This is a genomic window from Natrinema altunense (assembly GCF_000731985.1).
GTDB classification, from domain to species: Archaea; Halobacteriota; Halobacteria; order Halobacteriales; family Natrialbaceae; genus Natrinema; species Natrinema altunense.
The window spans coordinates 91,241-108,785 of sequence record NZ_JNCS01000002.1; the positions used below are offsets into that span (position 1 = coordinate 91,241).

Genomic DNA, 17,545 nt, shown 5'->3' on the forward strand with positions numbered 1-17,545 from the left:
ATGGACGCCGACGACGAGTCGCTGCTCGAGGCGCTACTGGCGGGGGAACACCGTGCGCTCGCCCGGGTCATCTCGAAGATCGAGAATCGGTCGCCGGGCTATCGGGAGCTCGTATCGGAACTCTACGCACATACCGGCGACGCCGACGTGATCGGGATCACCGGCTCGCCGGGCGCGGGCAAGTCGACGCTGGTCGACAAGCTCGCCGAGGAGTACCGCGACCGCGGCGAGACGGTCGGGATCATCGCGATCGATCCCTCCTCGCCGTTCAGCGGCGGAGCCGTCCTCGGGGATCGGATTCGGATGGCTTCCGCCGTGGGCGATATGGATGTCTTCGTTCGTTCGATGAGCGCCCGCGGCACGCTCGGCGGCCTCTCGACGGCGACCGCGGACGCGGTGAAGGCGATGGACGCCTTCGGGAAGGACAAGATCATCATCGAGACCGTCGGTGCCGGGCAAAACGAGATCGACATCGTTCGGACCGCCGACACCGTCGCCGTACTCGTCCCGCCGGGCTCGGGCGACGACATCCAGACGCTGAAAGCCGGCATCCTCGAGATCGCCGACGTCTTCGTCGTCAACAAGGCGGACCGCGACGGCGCGGACCGCACCGTCCAGGAACTCCGGGAGATGGTTCACCTCGGCGAGGAAAGCGGTCTCGCCGGCGGCAGCGGCGGGCACCACGGTGCTGACGTGATGAGCAGCGGTAACGCCGCCGTCGACGAGACGGACGACGAAGACGAGGGCTGGACCCCGCCGATCGTCGAAACGGTCGCGACGAAAGGGACCGGCATCGAGACCTTCATCGACGAACTCGCGAACCATCGCATGCACCTCGTCGACTCCGGCACTCACGCCGAGAAGGTCCGCCAGCGCCACGCCGAGGAGATCCGTACCCTGTTGCGCGAGGACGTCCACTCGCTGCTCGAGGACGAACTCGCCGAAAGCGGCGGGATCGACGGGCTCGCGGAGGCCGTCCGGCTGGGCGAGACGGACCCGTACTCGATCACCAGCGACGTGCTCGCCCCCGTCGAGGCCTGCGTCGAGAACCTCGAGACCGGACCGCGAGAGGACGGCTCGAACCGGGAGTAGGGGTACCACTCTGTTTCAGCCTCGCTAGTCGCTCGAGCGTTACGCCGCTCGGCCGAAATGATGCTGAGATACACTGTTCAATTACCGAAACATTGAATAAATATATTTAACATTTTCGTATGATTGGTCTCCTGTACGGAAGCCTGCTGCTCGGCGGAGCGTACGCCGTCTACGTCGATGCGACGGATCGAGAAACCGACTGCCCGATCGGGTGGGCGATCGCAACGCTGGTCGTCGGCTCCGTCGGACCGATATTCCTGGGCATGTTTCTGCTGCTGTATCTCGTCTTGCACGCCATCGAGGCCTGTTGGGTCCGGTGGAGTCACGGTCACGCCGTCTGAGATGGCTGCATCGCTCGGCGCGAACCAAGACCTGAGGTCTAAGGCCGTTGCCGCCTAACGACCCGCTATGAAAGCCCGAACGGTCCTCGGTGCAGCCCTCGGAACAGTCGGTGGTGTCGTCCTCGGAAACCGCCTCCTCAAGCGACGTGCGAGCGACCTCGAGAACCCGCTGGTCGGTATCGAACGGACGTATCGCTGGCGCGGGATCGAGACGACCTACACCGTCGCCGGCGATCCGAACGACCCCGACATGCTGCTGCTCCACGGGGTCTATGCGGGCGCGAGCAGCCACGAGTTCGAGCCGATCGTCGAACGACTGGCCGAGAACTACCACGTCTACGCGGTCGACCTTCCCGGGTTCGGTCGCTCGGAGCGGCCGCCCCTGGTCTACTCCGGAGCCCTCTACGGCGAATTCGTGCGCGACTTCGCGGACGAGATCACCGACGAGCCGATCGTCGTCGCCTCGTCGCTGTCCGGGACGTTCGCCGTCGACGCCGCCGGCGAGACCGGACTCGAGCGTCTCGTCCTGATCTGTCCGGCCGACGAGACGACCGACGAGCGGCCGTGGGTCCGGACGCTCCTGCGAACGCCGATCGTGGGCACGACGCTGTACAACCTGCTCGCGAGCAAACCCTCGATCCGGTACTTCTACGACCGGGACGGCTACTACGACGCCGACCGGATCAGCGCCGCGGAAGTCGACTACGCCTGGGACAGCGCCCACCAGTCCGGCGCGCGCTACGCCCCGGCCTCCTTCGCCGCGGGTGCCCTCGATCCCGACTTCGACCTCGCGACGGAACTGGCCGCCCTCGAGATACCGACGACGCTGGTCTGGGGCCGCGACGCCGAACTCGTCCCGCTCCGCGAGGGCCGGAACCTCGCCGAGGCGGCCGACCTCGATCTGGTCGTCGTCGACTACGCGACGCAGTTACCCCACGCCGAACACCCCGACACGTTCGTCGAGTATCTGAGCGCGGAACTCCCGCGTGCCGACGCGGGCTCGAGCAAATAGTCGAGGCGGAACCCGGTTCTACGGTCGAGCGTGAAAACGATGCGCGATCGTCGTTCCCGAACTGTTAGACCGGCCGGAGGCCGATCACGCGATCGCCCGTCGTCTCCGCGGTCGTGATCTCGAGGGCGACGGTGAGTCCGGTCTCGACGTCCTCGACGTCGATGCCGACGACCTGGCCGGTCAGGCGAACGGGGCCGAAGTCGACGACGGCCGTCGCGTAGGGAGCGTCGTCCTCGAAGGCCGGCGTCGGAACGTGCGTGACCGTAACCGTCCGGATCTCGCCCGTTTCTGGGAGTTCGACCTCGGCGATGTCGGTCGAGCCGCAGTCGGGACAGACGCGGCGCGGCGGCAGGGAGCCGTGGCCGTTTGCACACTCCAGATAGTAGGCGTCGCCCTCCGCGGCGGCCGCGAGCCACTCGTCGAAGCCGGCGTCGGCGACGGGGTCGGAATCGCTCATCGGTCCACCTCCAGAACGTGAACGGTCGCGCTCGCGACGGTGCCACCCGCGTTGTGGGCGACGGCGGTGGTCGCGTCCGCGACGTGGTCGCTGTTGGGATGGTGGCCGGCCAACAGCTCGGTCACCTCGGCGATCTGGGATGCGCCGGTCGCGCCGACCGGGTGACCCTTCGCCTTCAGTCCGCCCGAGAGGTTGATCGGCGTCTCGCCATCCGCGGTCGTCCGGCCGTCGCGGGCCGCCGAGATCCCCTCGCCGATCGGCTCGAGATCGAGCGCCTCGAGCGCGAGCACTTCGGCGATGGTAAAGCAGTCGTGGACCTCCGCGAAGTCCACGTCACCGGCGTCGACGCCGGCGTCGGCGTACGCCTCAGCGCCGGCCTCGCGTGCGGCGGGCGAGCGCGCCAGGTGCTCGCGGTCGTGCAGCGCCATCCGGTCGCCGCCCTGACCGGTGCCCGTGATCGCGACCGGGGCCTCGAGATCGTGATCCTCGGCGTAGGCCTCGCTCGTCAGCACGAGCGCCGACGCGCCGTCCGAGATCGGACAGGCGTCGTAGAGGCCGAGCGGCTCCGAGACCGGCGGGGCCTCGAGAACGTCGCTAACCTCGATCGCGCGCTGGTACTGGGCTTTGTCGTTGGAGAGCGCGTTCTCGTGGTTCTTGACGGCGATATGGGCCAGATCTTCGTGCTCGCCGCCGAACGCGTCGAAATAGGCCTGAGCCATCAGTGCGTACGCACCGGGGAACGTCACGCCGGCGCGCACTTCCCAGAGGTCGTCCGCGGCGATCGCGAGCGCTTCGGTCGCGCCCGCGGTACCGAGGTTGGTCATCCGCTCTGCCCCGCCGACGAGCACCACGTCGTTCTCGCCGGTTCGAATCCGTTTGACCGCCTCGCGGACCGCGGTACCGCTCGAGGCGCACGCGGACTCGTATCGGGTTGCGGGTGCCTGGACCCCCGCCGCTTCGGCCATCAGCGGCCCCTGATGGCCCTGATGCTCGGAGAGTTCGCCCATGAAGTTGCCGTAGAGGACGGCCTCTACGTCGTCTCGGGGAACGCCGCTCTCTTCGAACGCCGTGATGGTCGCTTCGGCGAAGAGGTCCCGACTGGTCCGTTCGGGGCTGTTACCGAACGACGTCAGCCCTGTGCCTGCGACACGTACGTCACTCATGTACACACGTGTAGTGTGCGAACCCGTTAATACTCCGCGGTTACGGCCGCAGAAATCATATTCTTACTGATATCTAAACGATTTCTTTCCGCGACCTTATAAGCGATCGCGACTCACGCGAGAGTATGACAACCGTTCCGTTCGATTTCGATCTCCTGACGGAGTTGACGGAGACCAGTGGCGTCCCCGGTTACGAGGACCGCGTTCGCGAACTCGTCGTCCGAGAACTCGAGGACAGCGTCGACCGCGTGCGAACCGATGCGATGGGCAACGTCGTCGGCACCCTCGACGGCGAACGCGACTACTCGGTGGCCGTCGCGGCCCACATGGACGAGATCGGCTTTATGATTCGCCACGTCACGGAAACGGATGACGGCTACGGGTTCGTCGAACTCGACGCGCTCGGCGGCTGGGACGCGCGGGTGTTGAAGGCCCAGCGCGTAACCATCCATGCCGACGACGGGGACGTTCCGGCGGTTATCGGGTCGCCGCCCCCGCACACGTTAGACGACGACGAGCGCGAGCAGCCCCCCGCCGTCGAGGACGTCGTCCTCGACCCTGGCCTTCCCTACGAGGACCTCGCGGAGCGCGTCTCGCCCGGCGATCTCGTCACGATGACCCAGACGACCGAGCGCGTCGGCGAGACGGTCACCGGCAAGGCGCTGGACGATCGCGTCTGTCTGTGCGCCATGCTCGAGGCGGCCCGCCGGTTGACGGACCCGCAGGTAACGATCCACTTCTGTGCGACCGCTCAGGAGGAGATCGGTCTGCGGGGCGCTCGTGCGCTGGGCATCGACATCGACCCCGACCTCGCGATCGCACTCGACGTGACGGTCGCCAACGACATTCCCGGCTTCGACGCCGGCGAGCACGTCACCGAACTCGGAGCGGGAACCGCGATCAAACTCAAAGACTCGAGCGTCATCACGAACCCGAAACTCAACGACCGCCTCCAGTCGCTCGCCGAGGACGAGGACATCGACCACCAGCTCGAGATCCTTCCCTCGGGCGGGACCGACACCGCCGGCTTCCAGCGGTCCTCGGGCGCGAAACCCGTCGGTGCGATCTCAGTCCCGACCCGCTACCTCCACACCGTGACCGAGACCGCCCACGTCGACGACATCGCGGCGACGATCGACCTGCTCGAGGCGTTCCTCGAGACCGAGAGCGGCGAGTACGAGTACACGCTCTAACGGGCGACCCGATGTCGTGGCCGTACGGACCGATGCGAGCGGACCAGCGACGAGCGAGCGCTCGGATCGGCCGGCAAGCGTGACGGTCCCGGTTTTCCCGACGAGCGCAGCGAAAAACGGGACTCCCTGACGAAGCACATTTCAACGATGCCTCTCATTTGACGTGTACTGTCCCTCATGAACGGCTCCGACAGTCCCGCTCTCGACGACATTTCGCCGCGCGCCTGGCGACTCCTCCGGGTCGCCGCCGGGTACGACCAACGGGCGGTCGAGCGGGAGGTCGACGAACTCATGCAGGCCCACGTCTCGATGCTCGAGAGCGGGAATCGATCGCTCTCTCGAGCGCGCCGGGAGACGCTGCTCGATCTCTACAGTGCAGCCCTCACCGACGAGCAGTTGCGTGCTATCGTCGACCATTTTTAGTCGATCCGTCGACGGCGTCGATCGCTATCGATTCCGTCGCCCGGAGAGATGTCGCGGAGGCGGCGTTCGTCCCGCTATCCGACGATCGGGAGGCCACGGGTCCGATCGCACGACAACGGATGTAAAACATTAATAACGATGATGAATACGTTCTCGTGTATCAATGATACACGGACTGTTGGCCGGTTCAAACAGGCGATCAGTACAATTCCTTCTGGCAGCAACCGGGGCGGTTGCGATCGGGGCCGCTCCCTCTCCGACCGGCCTCTCGATGGCGGGTCAGTACGCAATCGCGACGATGTTCTTCGCCGGGTTCCTCTGGGTGACCGGTGCGCTCCCGCTGGCGGTGACCGCGCTGACGATCCCCGTGTTGTTGACCGGCACCGGCGTCTACGACTCGATGGACGCGGCTCTCGTCGGATTCGCGGATCACATCATTTTCCTGTTTCTGGCCGGCTTCATGCTCGCAAACGCCATCCAGAAGTACGATATCGACCGACGGATCGCGCTGTACGCCATCGCAAAGCTGGGCAGTTCACCGCGACGGTTGATTCTCGCCATCATGAGCGTCACCGCCGTGCTCTCGATGTGGGTTTCGAACACCGCGACGGCCGCGATGATGACGCCGATCGCGGTCGGGGTCCTCACGCAGGTACTTGATCGCGACGATCTCGCGTCGTCACAGGCCCCGCCGCGGGACGGTGAGACGTCCGAACCCCTCACCGACGGCGGGCACGGCGACTCGACGGCCGCGTTTACGAACCTCCAGATCTCGATGCTGCTCGGGACCGCCTACGCCGCGAGCGTCGGCGGCGTCGGGACGATCATCGGTACGCCACCGAACGCGATCCTCGTCGGCCAACTCAACGCCATTCTGGACTACGAGATCGGATTTGCGGAGTGGTTCCTCGTCGGGTTCCCGGTCGTCGTCGTGACGCTGCCGCTCGTCTGGTTCCTCCTGACGTACGTGCTGTACCCGCCCGAGGTGCCGGACGTCGAGCGGGCGCGAGCTACCGCCCGGGAGCAACTCGCGGCCGAAGGCGAACTCGATCCCCGCGGGAAACGGGTGGCGGCGATCTTCGCCGCGACGGCCGGCCTCTGGATGCTCGGCGGACTCGGCGACCTCTTCGAGCCGTACCTCTCGAGCGTCTGGATGACGACCGTGTTCGGCGGCGAGGGAATGACGGTCTTTGGCGTCGAGGGCCACCAGGGACTGCTCTACTACGTCATGGTCGGCGTCGCGGCGATTCCCGCGCTCGTGCTGGCCGACACGATGGAGTGGGAGGAACTGGTCGACATCGACTGGGGGACGTTGTTGCTGTTCGGCGGCGGTATCTCGTTGGCGAACGCCCTCGCGGACACGGGTGCGACGGAGTGGATCGCCGACACCGTGTTCGGCGGACTCGTCGGTGCGCCCATCGTCCTCGTCATCGGCGCGGTCGTGTTGCTGGTCGTCTTCCTGACCGAGATGACGTCGAACTCGGCGACGACCAGCATCATCGTTCCCATCCTGATTAGCCTCGGCAGCGTCTTTTCCGCGACGCTCGGCTTGACCGACTTCTCGACGGCGCTTTTCCTCTCGGTCGCCGGGACGATCGCCGCGAGTTTCGCCTTCGCGCTCCCGGTCGCGACGCCGCCCAACGCCATCGTCTTCGGCAGCGGATACGTCGAACAGCGCCACATGCTCCGGGCGGGACTGGTCCTGAACGCGGTCATGACGGTCGTGCTGACGGCCGTGATCTGGTTCCTGTTTACCTTCGTCTGGCCGCACCTGCTCTGGTAAATCGTCCCGGAATCAACCGGCTCGAGACGCGGAGGTTCTCGTCATCGTGCGGAATCGGACCACGAGGCCCTGAAACTCCGGTTTTGCTCGATCACGGAAGATCGGAGATCGTTCCGTGCCACTCGGATCGCGCCGTTCACCATAACTGCTTATGGAGCGAGGAGATGTCTCTTCCCTATGTCCGATTCGAGTGGCGACGAGTTCGATCCGACAGCACCGGACCAACGGGAGATCGGTCGCGAAATGGTCGACGACAGTACGGGACTCGGTTCGGTGATGGCCCACGCCTATCGCGGAGAGATAGACCGAGTGGGGACGTGGCGACAGCGCCTCGATGAGACGACGAAGTGGGCAGTAACGCTGATGGCAGCGATCTTGACGTGGGCGTTTTCGAGTACCGATAACCCACACTATATCTTGCTGATCGGGATCGTTGTCGTCGCGATCTTTCTGGGTATCGAAGCACGGCGGTACCGGGACTACGATGTCTTCCGCTCTCGTACTCGAGTCATCCAAGAGAACCTGCTCGCAAACGCCCTCGATCCGTCCCAAGGCACTGAAAGTCACGACTGGCGGGCGGAGCTGAGCAGGGACTATCGCAGGCCAACGCTGAAAGTCTCGTTAGGCGAAGCGCTCGCAAACCGGCTCCGCCGTGTGTACCTTCCTCTGCTCGGTGTCCTATTGGTCGCGTGGGTCTTCAGGATTACAGCGTTCGCGCCGCGCCAAGACTGGCTGACAACCGCCGAAATCGGCCGTATCCCCGGGATTGTTGTGATTACCGCTGTGGGCGTGTGCTACGTCGTACTGCTGGGCATCACCTTCTGGCCCCGTGAGCGCCGTGCTAAGGGCGAGTTCCGCGAAGGGGATCCCGACGACTGGAAGGAGACGGACCAATAAGTCCACATTCAGACGAAGTCGACGCGACCGCGATCCGAAGCCGGGGCGGAAACAGCCGCGATCGGCTCGAGCTAAGACCGCGATACCGCCGAACCGGAGGGACCGAAGACGGCCACAGTCAGCGGCGAAAAACGCTTCCATACGCTTCCCGCCATCGGTCAGAACGCGAGCGCGTCCACGAGGATCGCGACCAGCACGGCCCCGAGGAAGGCGTTCGAGGCGTGGAACGACCGGAACGCGGCGGCCTCGGTCTGCTCGAAGTGGAGTCGCACAGCGGTCCAGAGGAAGATCCCGCCGAAGACGACGACCGTGCCGGCGTACAGCGCGCCGAGGTCGGTGATCCAGGCCAGCGCGATCGAACTCACGAGCGTCGCGGCGATGTAGTAGACGATCTGCTTTCGCGTCTCGGTCTCCCCGCGGACGACGGGCATCATCGGGAACCCGCCGCGAGCGTAGTCGTCCTTGTAGGCCAGCGCGAGGTTGTAGAAGTGCGCCGGCGTCCACAGGAAGATCACGCCCGCGAGCGCGAGCCCCGGCCAGCCGATCTCGTTCGTGACGGCCGCCCAGCCGATGAGTGCGGGCAACGCGCCGGCAGCACCGCCGATGACCGTGTTCTGGACCGTGTTCGGCTTGAGCAAGAGCGTGTAGACGACGCTGTAGAACACGATTGCCGCGAGCCCGAGCGCCGCCGCGAGCCGGTTGATCGTCAGGAACGCGGCCAGTGACGCCGCGGTCAGTGCGAGCCCGAACGCCAGCGCGTTGCGGACCGGAATCAGGTCGACCGCCAGCGGCCGGTCGGCGGTGCGGGACATCTTCTGATCCACGTCGCGCTCGAGGACGTGATTGAACGTCCCGCTCGCACCGATCGCGAGGACGCCGCCGCCGAGCGTCGCGACGATCGTCGTGGTCTCGAGGTCGCGGCCGGCGGCCAGCGCCATCCCGGCGGCGGCGACCAGACAGAGCAGCCACATCAGGCGTGGCTTCATCATCTTGAAATAGGCGAAGGCGGTCAGTCGGGCGCGGGCTATCCGACTCGCGGGCAGCGTACGTTCGGCGGCGGTCGGCGTCGACTCCTCGAGCGGGGCCGGCGAGTCGATGCCGTCCTCGTCCGCGCTGCCGGTCGCGAGTTCGAGGTCCCAGGCAAGCGCGAGGACGACCCCCGAGAAGATCACGAGCCCGAGCGCGAGGTGGAGTCCGGGGAGGACAGCCTCGGGACCGATCGTCGCGGTGGCGGCACCGACGCCGACCTGGACGACATAGAGCGCGGCGGCGGCGACGAGCGTCGCCCGGACGCGCCGCGAGGCGTCACCGAAGGCGGCGGCGTACGCCGTGACGGCGACGAGCAGGCCGACGACGACGGCGGTGAGCCGATGGCCCCACGCGATCGCGAGTTCGGTCTGGTTCAACGGGTCGACCGGGGCGTGACAGGTCGGCCACGTCGAACACGACGCGGCCGCGTTCGTCAGCGAAGTCGTCGCGCCGACGATCAACAGCAGATAGACGCCCAGCGCGGTCGCTGTGAGCAGTGCGGAAAAGCGGCGTCGCGTGCCGATCGGGCGGGGGAACGACTCTGTTGCCACGGCTATTATCGTCTACACCGTTCGACTCCGTGTATTTAGGGCTCTCGCTTTTTCCCACCCGTCGCGGACGGGATCGGCCGTGACCGCGGTCCTCGAGAGGCGACCGAAAAGGGATTGTACTCGACAACGTAGCGCCCTCCGTGTCCGGCGACGCGCACCGTCACGTCCACGGGACCGCCACCGATACATCGGGACCTCCCTCGGCCAGTGCTCCCGATATCGACGTTCGGGATGAGACGCCGTCGGCCCGATGCCCGTACTGCAAGCGACCGTTTCGGCGACCGGCGTTCGAGTCGCTCCACCGCGGCCGCGAGCATCACGACCGTCTCTCCGATCGCGAACGAGCGGCCGCCGAGCGGGCCGCTCGCGACGAGCGCGCTGCACTGCGGCGCTTCCGACTGTACGCGCTCGGCGTTCTCGTGGTGCTGTACTTCGGCCTCCTCATCGTCGCCGCCTTCGTGGTCTGAACGCCTCGGTCGCGTCTCGTCGGCCGTGTTCGACTACATCCCCATGTCTTCGGCGGCCGCCGGAATCGGTAGGTCGTGTGGCGAAACGCCCAGCAACTCCCCGACGTGGTCGAGTGCCATCTCGAACCCGTAGTAGCGCTCGAGTTCGTCACCGTCGGCGGCGGGTCGCACCTTCAACATCGCGTACCCCTCGCGGTTCTGTGCGATCGCGGCGGTCCCGCCGGTCCCGTAGTCGCCGGCGTCGCGTTCGAACGCGAGGATTCGTTCGGTCTCGGTCTCCTCGTAGGTCGCCTTGATCCCGTTGGCCGCCGCCGTTCGATCGTCGGTCATACTCGTCACTCGGGACGCGCCCACCGGGAAACTGTCGGTTCCGGTCGGAACGTCAAGGCCGAACATCGACACCGATTTTTCGGTTGCCTCCGAGGCTCCGACCAGTGAGCCGTTCGGATTCCCTCCCGGTTCGTCGCCCGCTCGCGACGTTTCGACTCACGCGATCGGTCGCCCTCCAGTGGCTCGTCGTTTCCGCGGTCGGCTTCTTCGGGTTCGCCTACGCGCTCGGCCACGTCCTCGCGTGGCTCCGCGGGACCTCGCTCGAGCCGATCGTGATCGCGCCGTCCTCGCCGCCGACGGTAGTGAGTTGGATCGCCGTCTCCATCGGACTGCTCGTCTGCGTCGTCGTCCCGCACGAACTGCTTCACGGCGTGTTCATGGCCCGCTACGGCGATACGCCGCGATACGGGATCGGCGTCTCCTATTTCGTGTTGCCGTACGCCTACGCGGAGACCAGCGACGCGAACTACACGCGGAACCAACTGCTCGTCGCCCTGCTCGCGCCGTTCGTCGTGATCACGGTTGTCGGCCTCGCCGCGATGGTCGTCGTCCCCACGCCGCTGCTGATCGTCCCGCTGGCGGCGAACGCGGCCGGCTCGATCGGCGACCTCTGGATGGCCGCCGTCCTCTGTCAGTACCCCGCCGACGTTCGCGTCGGCGACCCCCCGGACGGCGTGCGGGGCTTCGGGATTTACGGCACCGACGAGCAGGTGAGCCGTCTCCCCGGGACGACGCTGCTCTCGCGGTTCCTGACCGGCAGCGTGGGCACCCTCGCTGCGGTCGCGGCCTACGCCCTCCTCGCGGTGTTGCTCTCGCTCGCATTCGGCTCCGGCGACGTCGTCCTCGGGGCCCCCGAGCGGGGCTGGCTGCTCGTCCGTCACGACCACCGACCCGGCGGCACCGCCGTCCTCGAGCTCGGCGATGGCCCGTTGGTCGGCACGGCCGCCCTCGGCGGCCTCGCGTGGACGGTCGTCGCGACCCTTCGGCGGCGTCTCGCGTCCGAGTGAACGCGGCAACCGTAACGTTCGAGCGCCCGTCGTACGGACGGACCGTATGACCAAGTGGCTTCGAAGCGGCCGTCGCCGAGACATCTGTTTCCTGCTCGCCGCCGCCGACGGCGAACTGCGGGGGCAACAGCTGAAATCGCGCCTCGAGTCCCACTACGACGACCGACTCGAGCCGAAGTCGTTCTACGGCTCGCTGTCGGCGCTAGTCGACGCGGGAATCGTCGAGAAGCGGACCGAGGGTCTGCACGATGTCTACGCGCTGACCGACGGCGGGGAGCGGCGAGTCCGAGCACACTACGATTGGGTGGTGGACTGTCTCGAGGACGGGGACTGACGACACCGGTGTGGCGGCTCCGGCTGGCGTGCCGTGTCGTCACTCGAGCGAGGGATTCCTGTAGAGATGGACGACGACGTAGATCGGGAGCGCGAACAGCAAGACGAACAGCGGGAGCATCGCGGCCTCGGCTTTCTCGCCGAACGTTCGCACGATCAGCGTATACGCGATGATCGCGAGGAACAGCTCCGTACGGTCCATAGGTTCACTGTACCCAGCACCGTTATAAACATGCCGAAAGAATGCGGAACAAAGGCGATCGGCAAAGCAGTCGGATGGTCGATCCGCAAGCCGCAGGCTCTTGACGCGGGAAGTCGGGGGGCTACTCCTCGAGCAGTTGATCGCCGATCGTGTTCCGGAGCACTTCGCTGGTGCCCTCGTAGATCTCGTTGAGCTTGGCGTCCCGGTAGAACCGCTGAGCGGCGAAGTCCTTGGTGTAGCCGTAGCCGCCGTGGATCTGGATGCCTTCGTTGGCGACCTCCCGGCTCACTTCGGAGGCGTAGAGCTTGGCCTGAGCGGCGTCCTTGATGTAGTTCTCGCCGCGGATTTTCTTGTCGGCGGCCTTGTGCATGAGCATCTTGGCGGCTTGGATCTTCGTGTCCATGTCGGCGAGCTTGTGCTTGATCGACTGGAACTCGCCGATCGGCTGGCCGAACTGCTCGCGCTCGTTGGCGTAGTCGCGGGCCTCCTCGAAGGCCGCGCGGGCGATGCCGACGCCGCGGGCGGCGATCGTGATCCGGCCGCCGTTGAGGGTCTTCAGCGCGTGGACGAAGCCGTCGCCCTCCTCGCCGAGCAGCCGCGAGTCCGGGATTCGAAGGTCGTCGAATCGGAGCTCGGCGGTCGGACAGCCCTTGTCGCCGAGTTTGTCCTCGGTGCCTTCGACGATGAAGCCGTCGTCCTCCTCGGGGCGGACGATAAAGGACGAGATGCCCTTGTTGCCCGCATCGGGGTCGGTCTTCGCGAAGAGCGTGACCGTGTCCGCCACGGAGCCGTTCGAGATCCAGAGCTTCCCGCCGTTGATGACGTACTCGTCGCCGTCCTTCTCGGCGGTGGTCTCCATCGCCGGCACGTCGCTGCCCGCGCCGGCCTCCGAAAGTGCGAACGCGCCGACGTCCTCGCCCGCCGCGACGGGGGTGAGATACTCCTCCTTCTGGGACTCGTCGCCGAACTCGTAGAGCATGTTCCCGGCCAGCGACGTGTGGGCGGCGACGATCGTCCCCAGCCCGCCCGAGCCTCGAGCGATCTCCTCGAGCCCGATCGCATACGAGTGATAGTCCAGTCCGGCGCCGCCGTACTCCTCGGGGAAGGGCATCCCCATCAGCCCCAGGTCGGCCATCTCACTGACGAGGTCGGCGGGGAACTCGTCCTCGTGGTCGATCTCCTCGGCGACCGGGACGACCTCCTCGTCGACGAATTCCGACACCATGTCTCGAATCTGTTGCTGCTCGGCCGATAGTCCAAAGTCCATATCGCCGCATTAGGAATCATTACCCTTTACTGTTCTTTCTTCCGTCCGTCCCGTGTCAGTCGCGGGAGGGAAATCGGCCACTCGTGGGCCACGGATCGGCAGCGACGGACTCGGCTCCCCGCCTGTGTCACCGAGGCGTCCGGCGTCCCGACGCTGGCGACGGCTGTCGTGGCTCCCGGCGAAAACGAACCGTGACTGCAGTCAGTTCCGGTCCGGGGCAGCCTCGTCCGGAACCTGTCCCTCGACCAGGGACTGGTCGGCGTACTCCTCGCGGATGTCCTTCTTCGAGAACTTGCCCGTTGCCGTCTTGGGCACTTCCTTGATGAACTCGATCTCGTCCGGCAGCCACCACTTGGGATACTCGTCGGCGAGTAGTTCGTTGATCTCGTCGACGAGCGTCTCGCGATCCGCTCCCTCGGCGGGCACGACGAACGCGACCGGTCGTTCCTGCCAGCGCTCGTGGGGCACGCCGACGACGGCCGCCTCGGCGACGCCGTCGTGGGCCATGATCGCGTTCTCGAGTTCGACCGACGAAATCCACTCGCCGCCGGATTTGATCACGTCCTTCTCCCGGTCGACGATCTTGATGTAGCCGTCCTTGTCGACGGTAACGACGTCGCCGGTCTTGAGCCAGCCGTCCTCGAAGTCCGCCTCGTTGGCCTCGGGGCGCTCGAAGTACTCCGTCGTCACCCACGGCCCGCGGATCCACAGTTCGCCGAACTCCTGCCCGTTCCAGACGATCTCCTCGCCGTCGTCGTCGATGACTTTGAACTCGAGGCCGGGGACCACGAGGCCCTGTTTGCTGCGCTTTTCGACCTGGGTGTCGTAGTCCGCAGTCGCCAGATCGGATTTGAGGTGAGAGACCGAGCCGATCGGGGCCATCTCGGTCATGCCCCAGGCGTGAAGCACCTCGACGCCTTGAGTGTCGAACCACTCGACCATCGATTTCGGTGCCGCCGAACCGCCGACGATGACTGTCTCGAGCGTCGAGAGGTCGACGTCGTGCTCCGAGCAGTACTCCATCAGTCCCAGCCAGACGGTCGGGACGCCGGCGCTGATGGTCACGCCCTCGTTTTCGATGAGGGTCGCGAGGTCTTCTGGCTCCGGGGAGGGGCCGGGGAAGACCTGTTTGGCTCCGCCCGCGGTCGCCGTAAACGGCATCCCCCAGGCGTTGACGTGGAACATCGGGACCACGGGCATGACGACGTCGTCGTCGGCCATCGGAATCCCTTGTGGCGTCTGGGACGCCATCGTGTGGCTCCAGAGCATCTGCTGGGTGTATTCGACGCCTTTCGGGTTCCCGGTCGTCCCCGAGGTGTAACACATCCCCGCGGGCTGGTCCTCGTCGACGTCGGGCCAGTCGTAGTCGGTCGCGTGGCCCTCGATGAACGACTCGTACGGCGTCGCCTCGAGATCGTCGGCCGCCTCGTGTCCCATGACGACGAAGTCGACGCCATCGAACTCGTCGTCGGCATCGGCGACGGCACCGGCGAGTTTCGACGCGAGCGACTGGTCGACGAAGATCAGTTCGTCGTCGGCGTTGTCGACGATATACTGGATGTGGGCGTCCGGAAGCAGGGGATTGATCGTGTGGAGTTGTGCGCCGATCGAGGGGACGGCGAAGTACGTCTCGAAGTGACGCGAGTGATTCCAACAGAAGGTCCCGACGCGGTCGCCGCTCTCGATCCCGTACTCGTCGAGGGCGTTCGCGAGCTGGCTCGTTCGCCCCTCGTACTCGCTGTAGGTGTATCGTTGCATCCCGTCGTGGTTCCGGGAGACGATTTCCGTGTCGGAATAGAGGTTTGTCGCACGCCACAAGAACGGCCGAAGTGTTTGATCTGTTCCGCCTGGCATCTTCGTGTTCTACTGTAGCACAATGACTGTATTATTCTTTTCATACACACACTGCTATGACCGGATTTCCGATCGTTCCGACCCGAATAGGATGAACGGACATCTAGAGAAAAATAACCGATGCGGTTCAGATGCCCGAGCCGACGAGGACAGTAGTGTGACAGCCAGTTCCACGGATACGGCATTTACGGGAAGCGAGAACCCCACGACAACGGTCGTATCTCCGGACGACCCGTGCGAACGGCGTTCGATGCCGGTTCGTCGACGCTGTACCGTTGCTCGAGCCCTGCCTCAACTCGAACCGACGGTCGCGAGCGCGTCCTCGATCGGCGTCGCTCCCGACAGGATTTCGAACGTCTCCCCGTACACCGGCTCGAAGTCGAGCGCGGTCACGAGCGTCCGTGCGACGTCTTCGCGGGGAATGGAACCGGAATCCGGATCGAGCCCGTTGCCCGCTCGGATCTCGCCGGTTCCGGGGTCGGTGGTCAGTTCGCCCGGGCGAACGATCGTCTCGGTCAGATCGCTCGTGCGGAGGTACTCGTCGGCTTCGGCTTTGGCGATCAGGTAGTCCCGAAGCGGCTCGGGTCCCGCCGCCGGCTCGTCGGCGCCCATCGAACTGAGCATGACGAACCGGTCGACGCCCGCTTCGCTGGCCGCGTCGATCAGGGAAATCGCGCCGTCGCGGTCGACGCCGTAGACGTCGTCCCCGCCGGAGCCGGCTGCGAAGACGATCGCGTCACAACCCTCGACCGCGTGCTCGACATCCCCGGTCAGATCCGCGACGACCGGCTCCCCGCCGCGGGCGGTCATCTCGTCGGCCTGCGATTCCGTTCGGATCATCGCTCGAGCGGTCCGCTCGCTCTCGCCGAGCAGTTCCGTGACGTGCTGTCCGACCTGACCGTGCGATCCGGCGATGAGTATGGTCTGGCTCACGGCCGTCGTTTCGTCGCTCGGCCACATACCGGTTGTGTCGTCCGGCGCCGAGAGCGGGTGCTCCGAGTCGCCGCGCCGTCCCGATTTCCGCCGGCCGGAAGAGCACGCCGCGACCGCGGCGTTTTTCCCCGGGGGTCACGAAATGAACACGAGTAGATGACCACGGGCCAGCCCGAACCTCCCACCGACGCCGATCTCGAGTGGTGTTACGACGCGGTTCACGGCGTTTCGCGGACTTTTTCGATCACGATCGATCGGCTCGAGGAGCCGATGGCGAGACACATCTGTATCGGGTACCTCCTTTGTCGGATTGCAGACACGATCGAGGATGCGGGGCATATCCCGCCGGACGCACAGACCGAACTCCTCGCCGAATACGACCGACTGCTCGATCCGGACGCCGAGGAATCGATCACGGCCTTCATGGACGACGTCGAGCCGTGGATTCCCGAGGATCGAACCGACGACTGGGACGTGGTCGCCGAGACGCCGCGGGTACTGCGGACCTTCGAATCGCTCGACGAGGAGCCCCGCGAAATCATGCGCGAACCGGTCCGCGAACTCGTCGACGGCATGGCGATGTTCACCGACCGGTACTCCACCGAGGGCGGATTGCGGCTCCAGACGATCGAGGAACTCGAGGAGTACTGCTGGTACGCTGCCGGGACCGTCGGTACCCTGATCACGGGGCTGGTCGCTCGCGGCACCTCGCAGGAACGGGCGACGGAGATGCGGGAAAACGCCCGGTCGTTCGCCCTCCTCTTGCAACTTGTCAACATCGCCAAGGACGTCGACGACGACTATCACGAGGAGAACAACGTCTACCTCCCCGCCGAGTGGCTCGCGGCGGAGGACGTCGACGTCGAGGCAGTCACCGACGAGGCCCACCACGGTGGCGTCACGAACGTCATCAAGCGGGTGACAGGCCGCGCCGAGAGCTACCTCGACGACGCCCAGCGCTACCTCGAAGTCGTCCCCGAACACAACGGCAACCGCCTCTCGGCGTGGGCGATCCCCTACCTGCTCGCCGTCGGAACGCTCCGAGAACTGCGCGAGCGCCCCGAAGACGTCGTCCGCGAGGGCGACGTCAAGGTCTCTCGAGCGGAAGTGTTCGCCCTCCTCCAGCAGTTCGAGGACGGCGTCTCCCGCTCTCGACTCGAGGAACTCCGCAGCAAGATGGCGGAACAGCCGCTCCACCAGTAGCGGGCGAG

General features: G+C 65.9%; 19 protein-coding genes. 11 read left to right on the forward strand and 8 right to left on the reverse strand.

From position 1 onward, the window contains the following. From meaB to ALTAJ2_RS04695, 3 genes are all read left to right on the forward strand, one after another. Nucleotides 1-1,092, forward strand: coding sequence for a methylmalonyl Co-A mutase-associated GTPase MeaB (gene meaB, locus ALTAJ2_RS04685; protein WP_049899801.1), 1,092 nt, complete (start codon nt 1-3; stop codon nt 1,090-1,092). Nucleotides 1,093-1,211: 119 nt separating this feature from the next. Further along, the gene (locus ALTAJ2_RS04690; protein ID WP_007108086.1) at nt 1,212-1,433 is read left to right on the forward strand and encodes a hypothetical protein; all 222 of its coding nucleotides are present in this window, start codon (nt 1,212-1,214) and stop codon (nt 1,431-1,433) included. A gap of 67 nt (nt 1,434-1,500) precedes the next feature. Next, nucleotides 1,501-2,445, forward strand: coding sequence for an alpha/beta fold hydrolase (locus ALTAJ2_RS04695; RefSeq protein WP_007108087.1), 945 nt, complete (start codon nt 1,501-1,503; stop codon nt 2,443-2,445). 64 nt (nt 2,446-2,509) lie between these two features. Here ALTAJ2_RS04695 and ALTAJ2_RS04700 read toward each other — a convergent pair whose 3' ends face one another. Further along, complete coding sequence (locus ALTAJ2_RS04700; protein WP_007108088.1) at nt 2,510-2,902, reverse strand: Zn-ribbon domain-containing OB-fold protein; 393 nt, start codon at nt 2,900-2,902, stop codon at nt 2,510-2,512. After that, the gene (locus tag ALTAJ2_RS04705; protein WP_007108089.1) at nt 2,899-4,065 is read right to left on the reverse strand and encodes a thiolase C-terminal domain-containing protein; all 1,167 of its coding nucleotides are present in this window, start codon (nt 4,063-4,065) and stop codon (nt 2,899-2,901) included. Before ALTAJ2_RS04705 ends, ALTAJ2_RS04700 begins: the two co-directional genes overlap by 4 nt. 125 nt (nt 4,066-4,190) lie before the next feature. Here ALTAJ2_RS04705 and ALTAJ2_RS04710 point away from each other — a divergent pair, with 125 nt between their 5' ends. The 4 genes from ALTAJ2_RS04710 to ALTAJ2_RS04725 all read left to right on the forward strand — a co-directional run bounded on the left by ALTAJ2_RS04710 (nt 4,191) and on the right by ALTAJ2_RS04725 (nt 8,361). Then, nucleotides 4,191-5,258: a M42 family metallopeptidase gene (locus ALTAJ2_RS04710; protein WP_007108090.1), complete on the forward strand. Its 1,068-nt coding sequence runs from the start codon at nt 4,191-4,193 to the stop codon at nt 5,256-5,258. Nucleotides 5,259-5,435: 177 nt separating this feature from the next. After that, nucleotides 5,436-5,681: a hypothetical protein gene (locus ALTAJ2_RS04715; RefSeq protein ID WP_007108091.1), complete on the forward strand. Its 246-nt coding sequence runs from the start codon at nt 5,436-5,438 to the stop codon at nt 5,679-5,681. Between the two features lie 163 nt (nt 5,682-5,844). Further along, on the forward strand, nt 5,845-7,464 hold the full coding sequence (locus ALTAJ2_RS04720) for an SLC13 family permease (protein ID WP_081603328.1): 1,620 nt from the start codon (nt 5,845-5,847) through the stop codon (nt 7,462-7,464). Between the two features lie 177 nt (nt 7,465-7,641). After that, nucleotides 7,642-8,361 (forward strand): DUF2270 domain-containing protein, encoded by a 720-nt coding sequence (locus ALTAJ2_RS04725; RefSeq protein ID WP_007108093.1) that lies wholly within the window; start codon nt 7,642-7,644, stop codon nt 8,359-8,361. Between the two features lie 158 nt (nt 8,362-8,519). On the opposite strand, the gene ALTAJ2_RS04730 is transcribed toward ALTAJ2_RS04725, so the two are convergent. After that, nucleotides 8,520-9,941 carry a heme o synthase gene (locus ALTAJ2_RS04730; RefSeq protein WP_007108094.1) on the reverse strand — a complete coding sequence of 474 codons (1,422 nt, stop codon included), beginning with the start codon at nt 9,939-9,941 and terminating at the stop codon, nt 8,520-8,522. Between the two features lie 140 nt (nt 9,942-10,081). Between ALTAJ2_RS04730 and ALTAJ2_RS04735 the strand changes: the two genes are divergently transcribed. Further along, entirely contained in the window at nt 10,082-10,408 is a 327-nt protein-coding gene (locus ALTAJ2_RS04735) for a DUF7410 domain-containing protein (RefSeq protein ID WP_007108095.1), read from the forward strand. A 33-nt stretch (nt 10,409-10,441) separates the two neighbouring features. Here the strand turns inward: ALTAJ2_RS04735 and ALTAJ2_RS04740 are convergent, their stop codons facing one another. Continuing rightward, nucleotides 10,442-10,738, reverse strand: a complete 297-nt coding sequence (locus tag ALTAJ2_RS04740; RefSeq protein ID WP_049899817.1) for a DUF7111 family protein — start codon at nt 10,736-10,738, stop codon at nt 10,442-10,444. Nucleotides 10,739-10,842: 104 nt separating this feature from the next. Here ALTAJ2_RS04740 and ALTAJ2_RS04745 point away from each other — a divergent pair, with 104 nt between their 5' ends. Then, on the forward strand, nt 10,843-11,745 hold the full coding sequence (locus tag ALTAJ2_RS04745) for a DUF3267 domain-containing protein (RefSeq protein WP_007108097.1): 903 nt from the start codon (nt 10,843-10,845) through the stop codon (nt 11,743-11,745). Nucleotides 11,746-11,791: 46 nt separating this feature from the next. After that, complete coding sequence (locus ALTAJ2_RS04750; RefSeq protein WP_007108098.1) at nt 11,792-12,079, forward strand: PadR family transcriptional regulator; 288 nt, start codon at nt 11,792-11,794, stop codon at nt 12,077-12,079. 39 nt (nt 12,080-12,118) lie between these two features. On the opposite strand, the gene ALTAJ2_RS19580 is transcribed toward ALTAJ2_RS04750, so the two are convergent. From ALTAJ2_RS19580 to ALTAJ2_RS04765, 4 genes are all read right to left on the reverse strand, one after another. Beyond that, complete coding sequence (locus ALTAJ2_RS19580; RefSeq protein ID WP_007108099.1) at nt 12,119-12,280, reverse strand: hypothetical protein; 162 nt, start codon at nt 12,278-12,280, stop codon at nt 12,119-12,121. A 121-nt stretch (nt 12,281-12,401) separates the two neighbouring features. Beyond that, entirely contained in the window at nt 12,402-13,547 is a 1,146-nt protein-coding gene (locus ALTAJ2_RS04755) for an acyl-CoA dehydrogenase (RefSeq protein ID WP_007108100.1), read from the reverse strand. Nucleotides 13,548-13,748: 201 nt separating this feature from the next. Next, nucleotides 13,749-15,401, reverse strand: coding sequence for a long-chain fatty acid--CoA ligase (locus ALTAJ2_RS04760; RefSeq protein WP_007108101.1), 1,653 nt, complete (start codon nt 15,399-15,401; stop codon nt 13,749-13,751). A gap of 291 nt (nt 15,402-15,692) precedes the next feature. After that, nucleotides 15,693-16,361: an SDR family oxidoreductase gene (locus ALTAJ2_RS04765; protein ID WP_007108102.1), complete on the reverse strand. Its 669-nt coding sequence runs from the start codon at nt 16,359-16,361 to the stop codon at nt 15,693-15,695. A gap of 129 nt (nt 16,362-16,490) precedes the next feature. Here ALTAJ2_RS04765 and ALTAJ2_RS04770 point away from each other — a divergent pair, with 129 nt between their 5' ends. Further along, nucleotides 16,491-17,537, forward strand: a complete 1,047-nt coding sequence (locus ALTAJ2_RS04770) for a phytoene/squalene synthase family protein (RefSeq protein WP_007108103.1) — start codon at nt 16,491-16,493, stop codon at nt 17,535-17,537. Nucleotides 17,538-17,545: the final 8 nt, after the last annotated feature.